General features: G+C 60.1%; 14 protein-coding genes. 6 read left to right on the top strand and 8 right to left on the bottom strand.

The window, feature by feature from the left end; all coding sequences use genetic code 11:
- The first annotated feature begins 144 nt into the window (after positions 1 to 144).
- Both J5M72_RS25370 and J5M72_RS25365 read left to right on the top strand, forming a co-directional pair.
- On the top strand, positions 145 to 936 hold the full coding sequence (locus J5M72_RS25370) for a dienelactone hydrolase family protein (protein WP_169431493.1): 792 nt from the start codon (positions 145 to 147) through the stop codon (positions 934 to 936).
- An 84-nt stretch (positions 937 to 1,020) separates the two neighbouring features.
- Entirely contained in the window at positions 1,021 to 1,746 is a 726-nt protein-coding gene (locus J5M72_RS25365; RefSeq protein WP_207867616.1) for a 4'-phosphopantetheinyl transferase superfamily protein, read from the top strand.
- 6 nt (positions 1,747 to 1,752) lie between these two features.
- On the opposite strand, the gene J5M72_RS25360 is transcribed toward J5M72_RS25365, so the two are convergent.
- Positions 1,753 to 3,363: an ATP-binding protein gene (locus tag J5M72_RS25360; protein WP_169431495.1), complete on the bottom strand. Its 1,611-nt coding sequence runs from the start codon at positions 3,361 to 3,363 to the stop codon at positions 1,753 to 1,755.
- Positions 3,360 to 4,082 (bottom strand): response regulator, encoded by a 723-nt coding sequence (locus J5M72_RS25355; protein WP_207867614.1) that lies wholly within the window; start codon positions 4,080 to 4,082, stop codon positions 3,360 to 3,362. The genes J5M72_RS25360 and J5M72_RS25355 overlap by 4 nt, the downstream gene beginning before the upstream one ends.
- Before the next feature lie 736 nt (positions 4,083 to 4,818).
- On the opposite strand from J5M72_RS25355, the gene J5M72_RS25350 reads away from it, so the two are divergent.
- Positions 4,819 to 7,713, top strand: a complete 2,895-nt coding sequence (locus J5M72_RS25350; RefSeq protein WP_085730400.1) for a ribonucleoside-diphosphate reductase subunit alpha — start codon at positions 4,819 to 4,821, stop codon at positions 7,711 to 7,713.
- 227 nt (positions 7,714 to 7,940) lie between these two features.
- On the opposite strand, the gene flgE is transcribed toward J5M72_RS25350, so the two are convergent.
- From flgE to J5M72_RS25320, 6 genes are all read right to left on the bottom strand, one after another.
- Positions 7,941 to 9,275, bottom strand: a complete 1,335-nt coding sequence (gene flgE / locus J5M72_RS25345) for a flagellar hook protein FlgE (RefSeq protein WP_169431497.1) — start codon at positions 9,273 to 9,275, stop codon at positions 7,941 to 7,943.
- A gap of 30 nt (positions 9,276 to 9,305) precedes the next feature.
- Positions 9,306 to 10,034: a flagellar hook assembly protein FlgD gene (gene flgD / locus J5M72_RS25340; protein WP_207867612.1), complete on the bottom strand. Its 729-nt coding sequence runs from the start codon at positions 10,032 to 10,034 to the stop codon at positions 9,306 to 9,308.
- A 15-nt stretch (positions 10,035 to 10,049) separates the two neighbouring features.
- Positions 10,050 to 10,493, bottom strand: a complete 444-nt coding sequence (flgC, locus tag J5M72_RS25335; protein ID WP_054593596.1) for a flagellar basal body rod protein FlgC — start codon at positions 10,491 to 10,493, stop codon at positions 10,050 to 10,052.
- Between the two features lie 3 nt (positions 10,494 to 10,496).
- Positions 10,497 to 10,904 carry a flagellar basal body rod protein FlgB gene (gene flgB / locus J5M72_RS25330; RefSeq protein WP_169431499.1) on the bottom strand — a complete coding sequence of 136 codons (408 nt, stop codon included), beginning with the start codon at positions 10,902 to 10,904 and terminating at the stop codon, positions 10,497 to 10,499.
- Between the two features lie 240 nt (positions 10,905 to 11,144).
- Entirely contained in the window at positions 11,145 to 11,972 is an 828-nt protein-coding gene (gene cheR / locus J5M72_RS25325) for a protein-glutamate O-methyltransferase CheR (RefSeq protein WP_007960327.1), read from the bottom strand.
- Between the two features lie 47 nt (positions 11,973 to 12,019).
- On the bottom strand, positions 12,020 to 12,952 hold the full coding sequence (locus J5M72_RS25320; RefSeq protein ID WP_065258844.1) for a chemotaxis protein CheV: 933 nt from the start codon (positions 12,950 to 12,952) through the stop codon (positions 12,020 to 12,022).
- An 82-nt stretch (positions 12,953 to 13,034) separates the two neighbouring features.
- Here J5M72_RS25320 and flgA point away from each other — a divergent pair, with 82 nt between their 5' ends.
- The 3 genes from flgA (at position 13,035) to J5M72_RS25305 (ending at position 14,799) form a co-directional block, all read left to right on the top strand.
- Positions 13,035 to 13,796, top strand: coding sequence for a flagellar basal body P-ring formation chaperone FlgA (flgA, locus tag J5M72_RS25315; RefSeq protein ID WP_207867610.1), 762 nt, complete (start codon positions 13,035 to 13,037; stop codon positions 13,794 to 13,796).
- A gap of 160 nt (positions 13,797 to 13,956) precedes the next feature.
- A complete protein-coding gene (gene flgM / locus J5M72_RS25310) occupies positions 13,957 to 14,283 on the top strand; it encodes a flagellar biosynthesis anti-sigma factor FlgM (protein ID WP_085711005.1) in 327 nt (108 codons plus the stop codon).
- 48 nt (positions 14,284 to 14,331) lie between these two features.
- Positions 14,332 to 14,799, top strand: coding sequence for a flagellar protein FlgN (locus tag J5M72_RS25305; protein WP_169431500.1), 468 nt, complete (start codon positions 14,332 to 14,334; stop codon positions 14,797 to 14,799).
- The last annotated feature ends 38 nt before the right edge of the window (positions 14,800 to 14,837 follow it).

Raw genomic sequence — 14,837 nt, 5'->3', positions numbered from 1 at the left:
TTTTGAGGGTTCTGTTCATTTCATCCCTCGCACGTGGCTAAAGATTACTGAACCCGGCCTGTACCTGCCCTGAACGCACCCTGAACCCGGGCGCAATCAAATGAACTAGGCTGTCTTGACCTTTTACTGTCAGGAGACCCGATCATGCGCCTGTTCCTTGCCCTCACCCTGCTCGCCTTCAGCAGCCTCAGCGCGGCGGCGATCAAGACTCAGGAAATACCTTATCAGAGCGCCGATGGCACGAAACTGATCGGTTATTACGCCTATGACGACGCGATCAAGGGCCCTCGTCCCGGCGTGGTAGTGGTCCATGAATGGTGGGGGCTGAATGACTACGCCAAGCGCCGCGCCCGGGATCTCGCCGGCCTCGGCTACAGCGCGCTGGCTATCGACATGTACGGTGACGGCAAGAACACCGAGCACCCGAAGGACGCGATGGCGTTCATGCAGGCGGCCACGCAGAACGCCGATGCTGCCAGCAAACGCTTCGAGGCCGGCCTCGACCTGCTGAAGAAGCAGCCACAGACCGACACCGGCAAGCTGGCCGCCATCGGTTACTGCTTCGGTGGAGGCGTGGTGTTGAATGCGGCGCGCCAGGGGGTGCCATTGGCCGGCGTAGTGAGTTTCCACGGCGCACTGGCCACCAAGACCCCGGCGACACCGGGCAGCGTGAAGTCGAAGATCCTCGTCGAGCACGGCGCACTGGACAGCATGGTGACTGCCGACAACGTCACCGCGTTCAAGTCTGAAATGGACAAGGCCGGCGCCGACTATCAATTCGTCAGCCTCGACGGCGCCAAGCATGGTTTCACCAACCCCGACGCGGATCGCCTGAGCCATGGCGATCACGGTGGCCCGGATATCGGTTACAACAAGGCCGCGGATGAAAAGTCCTGGGCGGACATGCAGGCCTTCTTCAAGAAAATCTTTGGCTGAGCCCACTCGTTCCCGCGCCCTGCGCGGGAACGTTCCACGCCTGCGCACTATCCAGCCTCAAAGCAACCCGGCAAAATGCCCGCCATGAATTCCAGCCCTCTCCTCCCCGCTTGCTGCACCCCGCTCGATGCCCACTGGCCATTGCCGATCGTGCTGCCGGACACCGTGCTGCTGAGCACCCACTTCGACCCGTCGCAACTGCTCGGCGATGACTTCCGCCGCAGTGCCATCGAACCGCCGCCGAGTATCCAGCGTTCGGTGGCCAAGCGTCAGGCGGAGTTTCTGGCGGGGCGGATTTGCGCCCGGGCCGCGCTGCAACAACTGGAAGGTTCAAGCAATGTTCCGGCGATTGGCGAGGATCGCGCACCGGTGTGGCCGGCACACATCTGCGGCTCGATCACCCACAGCACCGGCCGGGCGGCGGCGATTGTCGCCAACAAGCAACACTGGCGCGGGCTGGGCATGGACCTGGAAAACCTGCTCAACGCCGAACGGGCCGAGCGGCTGGCCGGAGAAATTCTCACCCCGCCAGAAATGCAGCGCATGGCCGCCGGCGCCCGCGATCAACTGGCGCTGTGGGTGACCCTGACGTTTTCGGTGAAGGAAAGCCTCTTCAAGGCGCTGTACCCGATCGTCCAGAAGCGTTTCTATTTCGAGCACGCCGAAATGCTCGAATGGACCGAACAGGGTCAAGTACGGCTGCGACTGCTGACGGACCTGTCCAGCGAATGGCGCAACGGGACCGAACTGGACGCACAGTTCGGGGTACACGACGGGCAGTTGTTGAGTCTGGTCAGCATCCAGGCTTGAGCCGCTTCAGCGTCGCTCCTGATTTCGCGGCCAGCTCAGGCTGAAACACGCCCCGCCCAGACTCTTGCTCTTGCCGATCAGCGCCCGGCCGTCATGCCAGTGGATGATCCGCCGCACGATCGACAGCCCCAACCCGTGCCCACCGGACGCCCGGGTACGGCTGTCGTCCAGCCGCAGAAACGGCGTGAAGATTTTCTCCCAGGCACTTTCCGGCACACCGGGACCGTCGTCCTCGACATCCACCCGGCAACGCATCTGTCCGACCTGATAACTCACCGTGACCTTCGAGCGCGCATGGCGCATGGCGTTGCTCACCAGATTCTGCAAGGCACGGTGCAGGAAACGCGGTTCGGCCTCGACCCAGGCGCCATCACAATCGGCCGCCGACAGGCACAGACCGCGCTGCACGATGACATCCGCACGTAACGGCGCCAGTTCCTCGATCACCTGATTGACCAGCGCATCGAGGTCCAGACGCTGGAACGTCAAGGCCGGCGAGCCCTGCTCCAGCCGCGCATAGGTGAGCATTTCGTCCACCAGCTTATCGAGGTCCTCGATATCGTGGTCCATGCCTTCACGGTATTTCTCCAGGGCCTGCGGGGTGGTGGCCGAGCCGATCATTTCCAGACCGAACCGCAGGCGCGCCACCGGCGTGCGCAACTCATGGGACACCGCGCGCACCAGCTCACGCTGGATCGCCAGCAATTGCTGCAGATGCTCGGCCATGCCGTTGAACGCGGCCGCCAGTTTTCCCACCGAGTCGGCACCGCGCGCCGGCACGCGAGTTTCCAGGCTGCCCTTGGCGATGCGCGTGGCCGCCGCTTCGAGACCACGCAAGCGCCGTTCGAGCTGACGCACCAGTAAATAGACGATGAGACCGATCAGGGTCAGACCCAATGCCGCAATCAGCACCAGCCATTGCGGCGGGTACGGATTCATCTGATAGAGCGGGCCGATTTCCAGCACCCACGGCGTGCCGACCATCCCGGCGAACACCCGGATCGAATCACCGCCCTTGCCCAGCGCCATCACCGTATCGCCCTCCGATACACGACGGCTCTGGTCTTCGTCCATGTCGGCCTCGTCCACGGTGACCAGTCGCAGGTCGAAGCCGAACCCTTTCTCTTCCTTTAATTGCGCCAGGCGTCTGGGTTGTTCACCCACTGGCACCCGCACCAGCTCATCGGCCAGCAGGTAGATCGTCGCCCGGGCCAGTTGCTCGCTGATCTGCTGCACCTCGCCCACCAGCACAAGCTGCTCCTTGTCGCTGACCATCCGGTAGACCTTAGCCGCGTGCGGCCCGGTCTGTTCGACCAGTGCCTGGCCGCGCTGCACGCGGGTGCGCTGGGTGAGATCGAGATCGGTCTGGGCGAAGGTTTTCAATGCCAGCGGAATTCCCAGCAGCCGCTCCCAGACCAGCAAGGCACGGTGACGCTCGGTCTCGTTCATCGGCTGCAGGTTGTCCGCCATCAGGGAAAACGTGCCGTGGGCCAGGCGCTCGCGGTATTGCTCGCTGCGCACCTGATTGAGCAGGTGCAGCGCCAGTACGCCGAGCACCGCCACCAGAATCAGCGCCGCGCACATGCCGCCGTAGATGCGCAGGAAGATCGAGTTCACAGTGGCAGTTCTACGCAGGCTTCAGGCACGAACAGATAGCCTTTGCTGCGCACGGTCTTGATCAGGCGCGGGTGATCGGGGTCGTCGCCGATCTTCGGGCGGATGCGCGAGATGCGCACATCGATCGAGCGGTCCTGGCCGTCGTAACCGATGCCGCGCAGCGCGGTGAAGATTTCTTCCCGCGACAGAATCCTTCCGGCGTTGGATACCAGCAGCCACAACAGGTCGAATTCGGCGCTGGTCAACTCGATGCCGCTGTCGCTCAGCCAGGCTTCGCGCAAGGCGTTGTCGACCACCAAAGGGCCGAACTGCAGACGACGAGGTTTGCCCGACGCCGGCTCCGGTGCGTCACTGCGTCGCAACAACGCCTGGATACGCGCCAGCAACAGCCGTGGACGCACCGGTTTGCACACGTAATCATCGGCGCCGATGTCGAGGCCGAGGATCTGGTCGGCATCGTCGGTGCGCGCGGTCAGCATGAGGATCGGTCCGTCGTACTGGTCGCGCACCTTGCGGCAGATGCTCAGGCCGTCTTCGCCGGGGAGCATCAGGTCGAGGATCACCAGATCCGGCTGCTCCTTGATGATCCGCGCCGCCGCCAGTGCACCGTTGCCTTCGATCTCCACGCGCAATCCGTTGGCTTGCAGATATTCACGGGTCAGTTCGGCCAGACGCTGGTCGTCCTCGACTATCAATACCTGCCAGGCTTCATGCTCCACGAGTGACCTCTGCTTGCCGATGCTGCTTATAAAGGAAGGATCCTCCCGTCTTTTTGTCATCTTTAAGGAGGATAAGAATGCGTGCGCACGGGCCGATTGTATAAACGGCGTACAGCCAGAACACAAGTCGGTAAATGCGTTCGGACAAGGCGGATTTTTGTGATAGGGTTCGCGCCCTTAAAAATCCGCTGAAGCGTTTTTCCCGACTGAAAAACAGTGACAAACGGTCTAGCTCAGCAGGTTAGCGGCCTACACGGGAATTCCTGGTTTCTTACACAATTTACGCACAGGTTTATCCACAGCTCGTACGTTGCAAGCCCCCTCAAAACGCATTATCTTGTAGCACGGCGTAAAGAGACCCCCTACATATAGGGTTTTCCGTTCTAGAGCCCAACCACATTTCGGACCTGAAACTCAAGTGCTTTATTGCCAGTTTCCGGTTGAACCAAGCAAGTTTTTCAAAGCCCAAACCGCACTTGCGGATGGCACCGTTTTTCAGGTTGGCAACGACCGGAACGGTACGGGTGTTGCAGTCATTACTGTCACCCTGGAAGTCATTCGGCTCGAGCCTTGGCTCGCGGCCAAAAACTTCGGCAAGGATGCGGCGTCATTAGCCTTTTTCCTACTGGTCCGAAGTTGTTATGCCCGACCCCCGTCGGCTGTAGTGCTTCGGACCAGAACGGTGAGCACCATGATGGTGCCCAAACAAACATAGAGAATGTGGAGATCACCCCCCATGCAAACCGACACAACTCGCGAGAACCCGCAGGGCACCTTGCCGCAGGCCGCCGATTCGAATTCGGATCTGGCTGCCACCGCGCCTGGTCAACTGCGCGTGATCAAGCGTAATGGCACTGTCGTTCCTTACACCGATGACAAGATCACCGTCGCTATCACCAAAGCGTTTCTCGCAGTTGAGGGCGGCACCGCTGCCGCTTCGTCGCGAATCCACGACACCGTTGCCCGCCTGACCGAACAGGTCACCGCGACCTTCAAGCGTCGCATGCCGTCGGGCGGCACCATCCACATCGAAGAAATCCAGGATCAGGTCGAACTGGCCCTGATGCGTGCCGGCGAGCAGAAAGTGGCTCGCGACTACGTGATCTACCGCGATGCCCGCTCCAAAGAGCGCGCCACCCGCACCACCGCCGATGCTCCGGTTCAGGCGCACCCGTCGATCCGCATCACCCGCGCCGACGGCAGCCTCGCGCCACTGGACATGGGCCGCCTTAACACCATCGTCACCGAAGCCTGCGAAGGCCTGGCCGAAGTCGACGGCGACCTGATCCAGCGCGAAACCCTGAAGAACCTGTACGACGGCGTGGCCCTGAACGACGTCAACACTGCGCTGGTAATGACCGCGCGTACCCTGGTCGAGCGCGAGCCGAACTACTCGTTCGTGACCGCCCGCCTGCTGATGGACACCCTGCGCGCCGAAGGCCTGGGCTTCCTGGGCGTGGCCGAGAGCGCCACTCACCACGAGATGGCCGACCTCTACGCCAAGGCGCTGCCGGCCTACGTTGCCAAAGGTATCGAGTTCGAACTGCTGAACCCTGTGCTGGCCTCCTTCGACCTGGAAAAACTGGGCAAGGCGATCAACCACGAGCGCGACCAGCAATTCACCTACCTGGGCCTGCAGACCCTGTACGACCGTTACTTCATCCACAAGGATGGCGTGCGCTTCGAACTGCCGCAGATCTTCTTCATGCGCGTGGCCATGGGCCTGGCGATCGAAGAGAAGCAGAAAGAAGACCGTGCGATCGAGTTCTACAACCTGCTGTCGTCCTTCGACTACATGGCATCGACTCCGACCCTGTTCAACGCCGGTACCCTGCGTCCACAGCTGTCGAGCTGCTACCTGACCACCGTGCCGGATGACCTGTCGGGCATCTACCACGCGATCCACGACAACGCCATGCTGTCGAAATTCGCCGGTGGCCTGGGCAACGACTGGACTCCGGTTCGTGCACTGGGTTCGTACATCAAGGGCACCAACGGCAAGTCGCAAGGCGTGGTTCCGTTCCTGAAAGTGGTGAACGACACCGCCGTCGCCGTCAACCAGGGTGGCAAGCGCAAAGGCGCTGTGTGTGCCTACCTGGAAACCTGGCACATGGACATCGAAGAGTTCATCGAGCTGCGCAAGAACACCGGTGATGATCGTCGTCGTACCCACGACATGAACACCGCCAACTGGATCCCTGACCTGTTCATGAAGCGTGTCTTCGATGACGGCAAGTGGACCCTGTTCTCGCCATCCGAAGTACCGGACCTGCACGACCTGACCGGCAAGGCCTTCGAAGAGCGCTACGAGTACTACGAAGCCCTGACCGAGTACCCGGGCAAGATCAAGCTGTTCAAGACCATCCAGGCCAAAGACCTGTGGCGCAAGATGCTGTCGATGCTGTTCGAAACCGGCCACCCATGGCTGACCTTCAAGGACCCGTGCAACCTGCGCAGCCCGCAGCAGCACGTCGGCGTCGTTCACAGCTCGAACCTGTGCACCGAGATCACCCTGAACACCAACAAGGACGAGATCGCGGTCTGCAACCTGGGCTCGATCAACCTGCCGAACCACATCGTCGACGGCAAGCTGGACACCGCCAAGCTCAAGCGCACCATCGACGTCGCCGTGCGCATGCTCGACAACGTGATCGACATCAACTACTACTCGGTACCGCAGGCGAAGAACTCCAACTTCCGCCACCGTCCGGTCGGCCTGGGCATCATGGGCTTCCAGGACGCGCTGTACCTGCAGCACATCCCTTACGGTTCCGACGCTGCTGTCGAGTTCGCCGACAAGTCGATGGAAGCGGTCAGCTACTACGCGATCCAGGCTTCCTGCGACCTGGCTGACGAGCGCGGCTCGTACGAGACGTTCCAGGGTTCGCTGTGGTCCAAAGGCGTTCTGCCGCTGGATTCGCAACAGATCCTGATCGAAGCACGTGGCCAGAAGTACATCGACGTCGACCTGACCGAGTCCCTGGACTGGGCACCGGTTCGCGCCCGTGTTCAGAAAGGCATCCGTAACTCGAACATCATGGCCATCGCACCGACCGCGACCATCGCCAACATCACCGGCGTCTCGCAGTCGATCGAACCGACCTACCAGAACCTGTATGTGAAATCGAACCTGTCGGGCGAATTCACCGTGATCAACCCGTACCTGGTTCGCGACCTGAAGGCTCGCGGTCTGTGGGACTCGGTCATGATCAACGACCTGAAGTACTACGACGGTTCGGTTCAGCAGATCGAGCGCATCCCGCAGGAACTCAAAGAGCTCTACGCGACCGCGTTCGAAGTGGACACCAAGTGGATCGTTGACGCCGCCAGCCGTCGTCAGAAGTGGATCGACCAGGCCCAGTCGCTGAACCTGTACATCGCCGGCGCATCGGGCAAGAAACTGGACGTGACCTACCGCATGGCCTGGTACCGTGGTCTGAAAACCACCTACTACCTCCGTGCCCTGGCCGCGACCAGCACCGAGAAGTCGACCATCAACACCGGCAAGCTGAACGCTGTTTCCAGCGGCGGCAACCACGGTGACGATTCGGTCCTGGCAGCGCCTGCCGGCCCTGCTCCAGTGCCGAAGGCGTGCGCCATCGACGAGCCGGATTGCGAAGCTTGCCAGTAAGCTGAGCTGAATCGGGCGTTGCGAAACGCCCGATTCGAGACCCCCCCGACAGACCTCCGGTTTGTCGGGGGTTTTCTTTTGCCCGCAAGAAAAAGCCCCAGCCCGGCCCTGCCAGGGAGAACGAGGAACGACCGAGTCGCCCGTTCAAGTGATACCGATAGCCACCCGATACCCGGACACAAAAAAGCCCCTCAAAGAGGGGCTCCTTGTACAGCCAGAAACCGGAATCAGGTCATCTGAATGATGGTCTGCATGATGGTGCTCTGGGTGGAAATGGTCTTGGCGTTCGCCTGATAGTTGCTCTGGCCCTTGATCAGGTCCACCAGCTCGTTGGTCAGGTTGACGTTCGACTCTTCCAGCGAGTTGGATACCACCTCACCCAACGTACCGGTTTTCGGCGCGTCGTAGCCCGGGATACCCGAAGCGTAGGTTTCTTTCCAACTGGTGCCGCCGATCGCCTGAAGGCCCTGCTCGTTGGTGAAACTGGCCAGTGCGACCTGGCCGATGGCCTTGCTCTGGTTGTTGCTGAAGTTGGCGAACAGCGTGCCGGTACCGTCGATGGTCAGGTTGGTGATCTGGCCGGTGGCGTAGCCATCCTGAGTCGGGATCGAACGGGCGGTGTCAGCGTTGTACTGAGTGGTCTTGGCCATGGAAATGGTCACGCCATTCGGGTTGGCGGCCGCGCCGTTCGGCGTAAAGGTGCCGTTGGTCACGGTGCCCGGCTTCCAGTTTCTCAGGACCAGGTCACTGCTGATGATCGGGGTCCCCGGGTTCGCCGGGTCAGGCGTGCTGATCTGAGTCAGCTTGCCACTCGAGTCAAACGTCATGGTGGATGCGACTGGCGGGGTGGTTTTCGGATCGCTGCCGGTAGCATCCGGGTTACGACCGTCCACCAGGGTGTATACCTTCCAGATGTTGTCACCGGTTTTCACCACGTACTGATCCATGACGTGCGAGTTGCCCTGGCTGTCATAGATCGGGGTGCTGAATTGCTTGGTGTAAGTCTCGATCTTGGTCGGATCGAACACGACAGCACTGGCGCCGGTATCAATGATCTTCGGCGCGGACGAGTCCAGGTTGATCGTCGATGTCACCAGCGAAGTGGACTTCGGCGCCAGGTTCGAGGTGTCGATCTTGAGGTCGGTCAGTACGCCGTTGAGGATCTTGCCGTTGGAATCCACACCGTAACCTTGCAGGCGCGAGGTGTAGTCGGTGTTGGTGATGTAACCGTTGTTATCAACTTTGAACGTACCGGCACGGGTGTAGGAAATCGAGCCGTTGTTGCTCATGGTGAAGAAGCCGGAGCCGTTGATGCCCATGTCCAGCACGTTGCCGGTGTTGTTGATGTCACCCTGGGTGAACTGCTGGGAAACGTTGGCCAGGCGCACACCGTTACCGATGACCTTGCTGCCGCTGCCCAGACGAGTCGACGAATATACGTCTTCGAATTCCGCGCGGGAGGATTTGAAACCGGCGGTCGCGACGTTGGCGATGTTGTTGCCGGTCACGTCCAGTTGCTTGTTGGCTGCATAGAGACCGCTAAGGCCGATATTGAAAGACATATTCCACTCCTTTGTGCCGGTTAGTCGGCTCTATATACCAATGGTTTGTACTTTGGACAGAGCAACGGTGCCCTTGCCGGACAGGTTGAGCATCAGCTCACCGCCGGTCTGGCTGATGGTCACGCTGGTGACCGTGGCTGGCAGGTAGGTCGCCAGGTCGGTCGCGGTGCCATTGATCGAGGCGTTGGCCTTGACGGTGTAGTTACCGGTTTTCACCAGGTTGCCGTCCTTGTCCTTGCCGTCCCATGTGAAGCTCGCGGCACCTGCGGCGCGACTGCCCAGATCGATGGTGCGAATCGTCGCGCCACTGCTGTCGGTGATGGTGACGGTGCCGCCGGCAATCGACGACGGGACGGTGACCGAACCGGTCATGCCTTTGCTCGGATCGTCCAGTTGAACCGTGTTGGTCTGCACGATCACATTGCGGCCGACCAGCGACGACGCCTGCAACGCTTGCGAGGAGTTGTAGTTGCCGGCCAGCGAACTGACGGTACTGTTGAGGGTAGTGATGCCCTCGAGGCTGCTGAACTGCGCCAACTGCGCAACGAATGCACTGTTGTCCTGCGGGTCGAGCGGGTTCTGGTTCTTCAGCTGGGTCACCAGCAGTTGCAGAAACGCATCCTTGCCCAGGGCCTGGCCGCCGGTCGCACTGTTGGTGGCCGAAGCAATGCCGCCGGTGGTGGTGCTACTGGTCTTCTTCGAAGAGTTGGCCAGTATGTCCTTCATCGTCAGGCTGCTGGTGGTATCGGTAACGCTCATGGCAGTCGCCCCTTATTACTGACCGAGGGTCAGTACCTTCTGCATCATGGTTTTGGCGGTGTTCATCATTTCGGCGTTGGTCTGGAACGACCGGCTCGCGGAAATCATGTCAGCCATTTCTTCCACCACGTTGACGTTCGGGTAGTAGACGTAGCCCTTGGCGTCGGCTGCCGGATGATTCGGCTCGTAGCGCGCTTCGAGGTTGCTCTGGTCTTCGACCACGCCCAGGACCTGCACGCCTTGACCTGCCGCGTCCTGGTTCTGGAACAGCGAATTGCTGCCGCCGCTCTGACCACCCTGGAACATGGTGGCGAATACCGGGTGACGGGCACGGTAGGTCTGGTCGATGCTCGACGAGACGGTCTCGGCGTTGGCGATGTTCGAGGCCACGGTGTTCAAACGCGTGGTCTGGGCGCTCATGCCGCTGCCGGCAATGTTGAAAACGCTGGACAGGGACATGGATTACTCTCCGCGCAGGGCTGACACCAGCCCTTTGAATTTGCTGTTGAGCAGCGTGAAGCTGGCCTGGAAGCCGACGGCGTTTTGCGCGTAGTTCGACTGTTCCAGTTGGGCATCCACGGTGTTCTGGTCGATCGACGGCTGCATCGGCGTGCGATACATCAGCGACTCGTCGCCATTGCCCAGGCCCTCAGCCTCAATGTGACGGCTGTTGGTCATGTTCAGGGCGATGGTGCCATTGGCGTTCTTCTGGCTCTGTGCTTCGAGCACTTTGGAGAAGTCCAGATCCCGAGCCTTGTAGTTCGGGGTGTCGGCGTTGGCGATGTTGTTGGCCAGCACTTCGGCACGCTGGGCGCGGAAGCCCAGAGCCTTTTCGTGAATGCCGAGCGCTTTATCGAAGCTGATGCTCATGTCGGGAACCTTCAGGTGACCGGATTTTTCGTAACAGGGTTATAGCAAGCGTCGTGCCAGCTTTAGAAAGCCCCGGATTACGGGGCTTTGCACTGAACAGACGACGCGGCAATGCCAGAAAAGCGGCAACCGGTTTCCGCCGGCTGCCGCTTTTCTGCCGCCTGCCGCCACCGGCAAAACCTTCAGGCATAAAAAAACGGAAGCCCTGAGGACTCCCGTTTCTTGTGTTGCCGGTCTCGATCACTTCGCCTGGTAGATGATTCCCGGGCTGCACTGGACCATCTGGTAATGATCCGGCAAACCGTTCAGCGCTTCGGAAGCGCCAAGGAACAGATAGCCGCCCGGCTTCAGCGTGCTGTGAATGCGCAACAGGATGTCTTTCTTCACCTCGGCGGAGAAGTAGATCAGCACGTTACGGCAGAACACGATGTCGAACTTGCCCAGGCTTGCGTAGCTGTCGAGCAGGTTGAACGAGCGGAATTCCACCCGGTTCTTGATCGGCGCCTTGATCACCCAGCGTCCGGGCCCTTTCGGGTCGAAGTAGCGCTGCAGACGATCGGCGGACAAGCCGCGACCGATCGCCAGGCTGTCGTACTCGCCGGTCTTGCAGTTGGTCAGCATGCTGCCGGACAGATCGGTGGCGACGATCTGCACGCCCATCTTCAACTGACCGATGTTGGTCCGCTCGAACTCGTCGATCGACATCGACAGCGAATAGGGTTCCTGACCCGACGAGCAGGCCGCCGACCAGATCCGCAGACGCTGGTTGGGAGCCGCCTTGATTGCCTCGGGCAGCACCTTGTTCTTCAAGACTTCAAACGGATAGGTGTCGCGAAACCACAGGGTTTCGTTGGTCGTCATGGCATCGACCACCTGCTCGCGCAAACCGCTGCGCGGCTGGGTCTGGATGCGCTGTACCAGCTCACCCAGGGACTTGATGCCTTGCTGCTCCATCAGTTTGTTGAGACGGCTCGACACCAGGTACTGCTTGTTCTCACCGAGCAAAATGCCACAGGCTTTTTCCAGGAAGACCCGGAACTGTTCGAAATCCAAATTACCCGTAGACAAATGATGCCGCCTCTTAAATCGTGTTGAACGCCAGGGGCAAAAGGCCCCTAGCTGATATCTGCTGCTTTGATCCGGTCGACTACCCGGGATGCCAGGTCATCAGGACGGAATTTGGCCAGGAAGTCATCGGCACCGACCTTCTTGACCATCGCCTGGTTGAACACACCCGACAACGAAGTATGCAGGATGATATGAAGCTTTTGCATGCGAGGATCGCCGCGGATTTCCGCCGTCAGGGTGTACCCGTCCATCTCCGGCATTTCGATGTCGGAAATCATCATCAGGAACTCTTCTTCCGGCTTCTTGCCCTCATCGACCAGCTTGCGCAGGTAATCCAGCGCCTGCTTGCCGTCGTTCAACGCCACCACTTCGACACCGACCGTCTGCAGGCAACGCGTCACCTGCTTGCGCGCCACCGACGAGTCATCGACCGTCAGTACCCGCAGAGACAGCGCCTTGCTCTGGGTCTCGACATCCACCACGCCGACCGAAATCGCTTCCGGTGTCGGTGCGACTTCCGCCAGCACCTTTTCGACGTCGATGATTTCGACTAACTGATTGTCCACCCGAGTCACAGCGGTCAGGTAATGATCGCGACCGGTCCCCTTGGGTGGCGGATGGATCTCTTCCCAGTTCATGTTGACGATACGTTCCACCGAGCGCACCAGGAAACCCTGGGTCTTGGTGTTGTATTCCGTGATGATCACGAACGGACTGTTCTTGTCTTTCAACGCCCCGGAGCCGGTCGCCATTGCCAGATCAAGGATCGGAATGGTCGCCCCCCGGATATTCGCCACCCCGCACACGACAGGACTGGACTTGGGCATCAGCGTCAGTTGCGGGCATTGCAGCACTTCCCGAACCTTGAACACGTTGATCCCGTAGAGCTGCTGGCCGTCGAGACGGAACAACAGCAGCTCCAGGCGATTCTGCCCTACCAGTTGCGTGCGCTGGTTCACCGAATCCATTACACCAGCCATGCCCAGACTCCTACACCAACGCCAAGTGTTGTTGCGACGCACATTCATTGCTAAACGGCACGGCGCTTGCTTTTTAACTCGTATGAACATTCAAACGACATTTTTCCGACGCCTGACATCCCCTATCCGCAGAGGACTTTGCGCGGCGTCCGCCGTTTGCCTGTTTTTTGCGGGCAGCCCTGCCAGTGCTGATGCGGTTACCTTGCCTGACATGCTTATCGGCGTCACTCAGGGCTTTCTTGAATTCACCGTAGAAGACTATCTGGCTACCAGTCAAACGGAAGGCCGTTACGAAATCGAGGTCAAGCAGCTCGATCCGCGCATGCGCATGCCTATGTGCGACAAGGAATTGACAGCCTCCCTGGAGAGTCCGGGGCGTCCTTTGGGTCGTGTGACCGTCAAGGTCCGCTGTGAAGGCGCCTCGCCCTGGACAGTGTTCGTGCCCGCTCAAGTCCGCCTGTTTCGCGAGGTCGTGACCACCACTCGCCCCCTCAAGCGCGCGGGGATAATCGAGCCTCAGGACGTGACGCTGCGCGAGCATGACGTCAGCCAGATCAATCAGGGTTTCCTGACGTCGGTAGATGAAGCCATCGGGCAAAAATTGACCCGACCAACGGTCGCCGACCAGGTGCTGACTCTGGTGCACATGGAACAGGCAGAAGTCGTTCGCAAAGGCGATCAGGTGGTGATTACCGCCCGCAGCGGCACGCTCGCCGTGCGCATGCCCGGAGAAGCCCTGTCCAACGGCGGCCTGAAAGAACAGATTCGCGTGAAAAACCTCAACTCCCAGCGGGTCATCAAGGCGCAGGTCACGGCGCCGGGCCAGGTGGAAGTGGCCATGTAAAACAGGCAAGGAGAAAACTGGCGCCGACCCCGGCTGTTCCCTAAACTGTGCCGCAGCAGGATCTGCGCGGCGCATGCAGGCTCATTGGTAAAAGAGCCTAAAGTTTTCCAGGGGATGGCCGAGAACATGGCAAGCGTCCAAATTCCCAGAGGTTTTTAACATGGTCATCGATTTCAGCCGTTTGAACAGCTCCTCGTCACTTACGGGCAGTACACGTACCAGCGCGCCCAAGGAAACCGCCGAAACCGGCACTTCCGCGCCGCTGAATACCCCGGCCGAACAGGCCAGTACCGCAAAAAGCGGGGAATCGGTACACCTCAGCAATGAGGCTCAACAGTTGCAGAAGGTCACTGACAAGCTGCGCGATCAGCCTGCAGTCGACAAAGCCCGCGTGGCCGAGTTGAAAGCAGCGATTGCCGATGGCAGCTATAAAGTCGACAGCAACCGTGTAGCCAGCAAACTGCTCAACTTCGAAGCCCAGCGCTAGGCCTCGGCCTGCGCCAGGCTTTTGGACGCTTAAAACCCAAGGCCAGCCATGCACGACACTAATTTATTGCAACTGATCACCGACGACTTTGCTCCAGCTCAACAACTGCTGGAGTTACTGCATACCGAGTCCCTCGCCTTGCACGGTCGCGACATGCCACTGCTGGAAGAAATTCTGGCACGCAAACAGGCATTGATCATTCTGCTCGAACAGCATGGCCGCAAACGCAGCGAAATCCTCGCCAGTCTCAACCTGTCGCTCGACCGCCAGGGTCTCGAACAACTGGCCAGCCAGTCGAGCATCGGCGAGCAATTGCTGAGCCAGAGCGATGTACTGACCGACCTGATCGCCCAGTGCCAGGCGGCCAACGCCAGAAACGGCCAATCGATCGTGATGCAGCAGGCCGCCACGGCCAATCAGCTGAAAATCCTTACCGGCGGCGAGCCTCCTGCGCTCTACGACGCCAGCGGCACCTTCTCCAAACTGCAGAAACCGCGCGCGCTCAGTCAGGCGTGATTCTTTCTTCTATTCTTGCGCCCTATCAACGCGCGATA

Origin of the sequence: Pseudomonas sp. 58(2021), assembly GCF_017491585.1 — a bacterium.
GTDB lineage: Bacteria > Pseudomonadota > Gammaproteobacteria > Pseudomonadales > Pseudomonadaceae > Aquipseudomonas > Aquipseudomonas fluorescens_BT.
Note: the sequence above shows the minus strand (reverse complement) of the source record. Positions and strands in the feature narration are given on the sequence as shown.

Bases quoted from the DNA above. Each gene is read 5' to 3' on its own strand.
- J5M72_RS25370 (WP_169431493.1), top strand. From the start codon at position 145: ATGCGCCTGTTCCTTGCCCTCACCCTGCTCGCCTTCAGCAGCCTCAGC.
- J5M72_RS25365 (WP_207867616.1), top strand. From the start codon at position 1,021: ATGAATTCCAGCCCTCTCCTCCCCGCTTGCTGCACCCCGCTCGATGCC.
- J5M72_RS25350 (WP_085730400.1), top strand. From the start codon at position 4,819: ATGCAAACCGACACAACTCGCGAGAACCCGCAGGGCACCTTGCCGCAG.
- flgE (WP_169431497.1), bottom strand. From the start codon at position 9,275: ATGTCTTTCAATATCGGCCTTAGCGGTCTCTATGCAGCCAACAAGCAA.
- flgD (WP_207867612.1), bottom strand. From the start codon at position 10,034: ATGAGCGTTACCGATACCACCAGCAGCCTGACGATGAAGGACATACTG.
- flgC (WP_054593596.1), bottom strand. From the start codon at position 10,493: ATGTCCCTGTCCAGCGTTTTCAACATTGCCGGCAGCGGCATGAGCGCC.
- flgB (WP_169431499.1), bottom strand. From the start codon at position 10,904: ATGAGCATCAGCTTCGATAAAGCGCTCGGCATTCACGAAAAGGCTCTG.
- J5M72_RS25320 (WP_065258844.1), bottom strand. From the start codon at position 12,952: ATGGCTGGTGTAATGGATTCGGTGAACCAGCGCACGCAACTGGTAGGG.
- flgA (WP_207867610.1), top strand. From the start codon at position 13,035: ATGAACATTCAAACGACATTTTTCCGACGCCTGACATCCCCTATCCGC.
- flgM (WP_085711005.1), top strand. From the start codon at position 13,957: ATGGTCATCGATTTCAGCCGTTTGAACAGCTCCTCGTCACTTACGGGC.
- J5M72_RS25305 (WP_169431500.1), top strand. From the start codon at position 14,332: ATGCACGACACTAATTTATTGCAACTGATCACCGACGACTTTGCTCCA.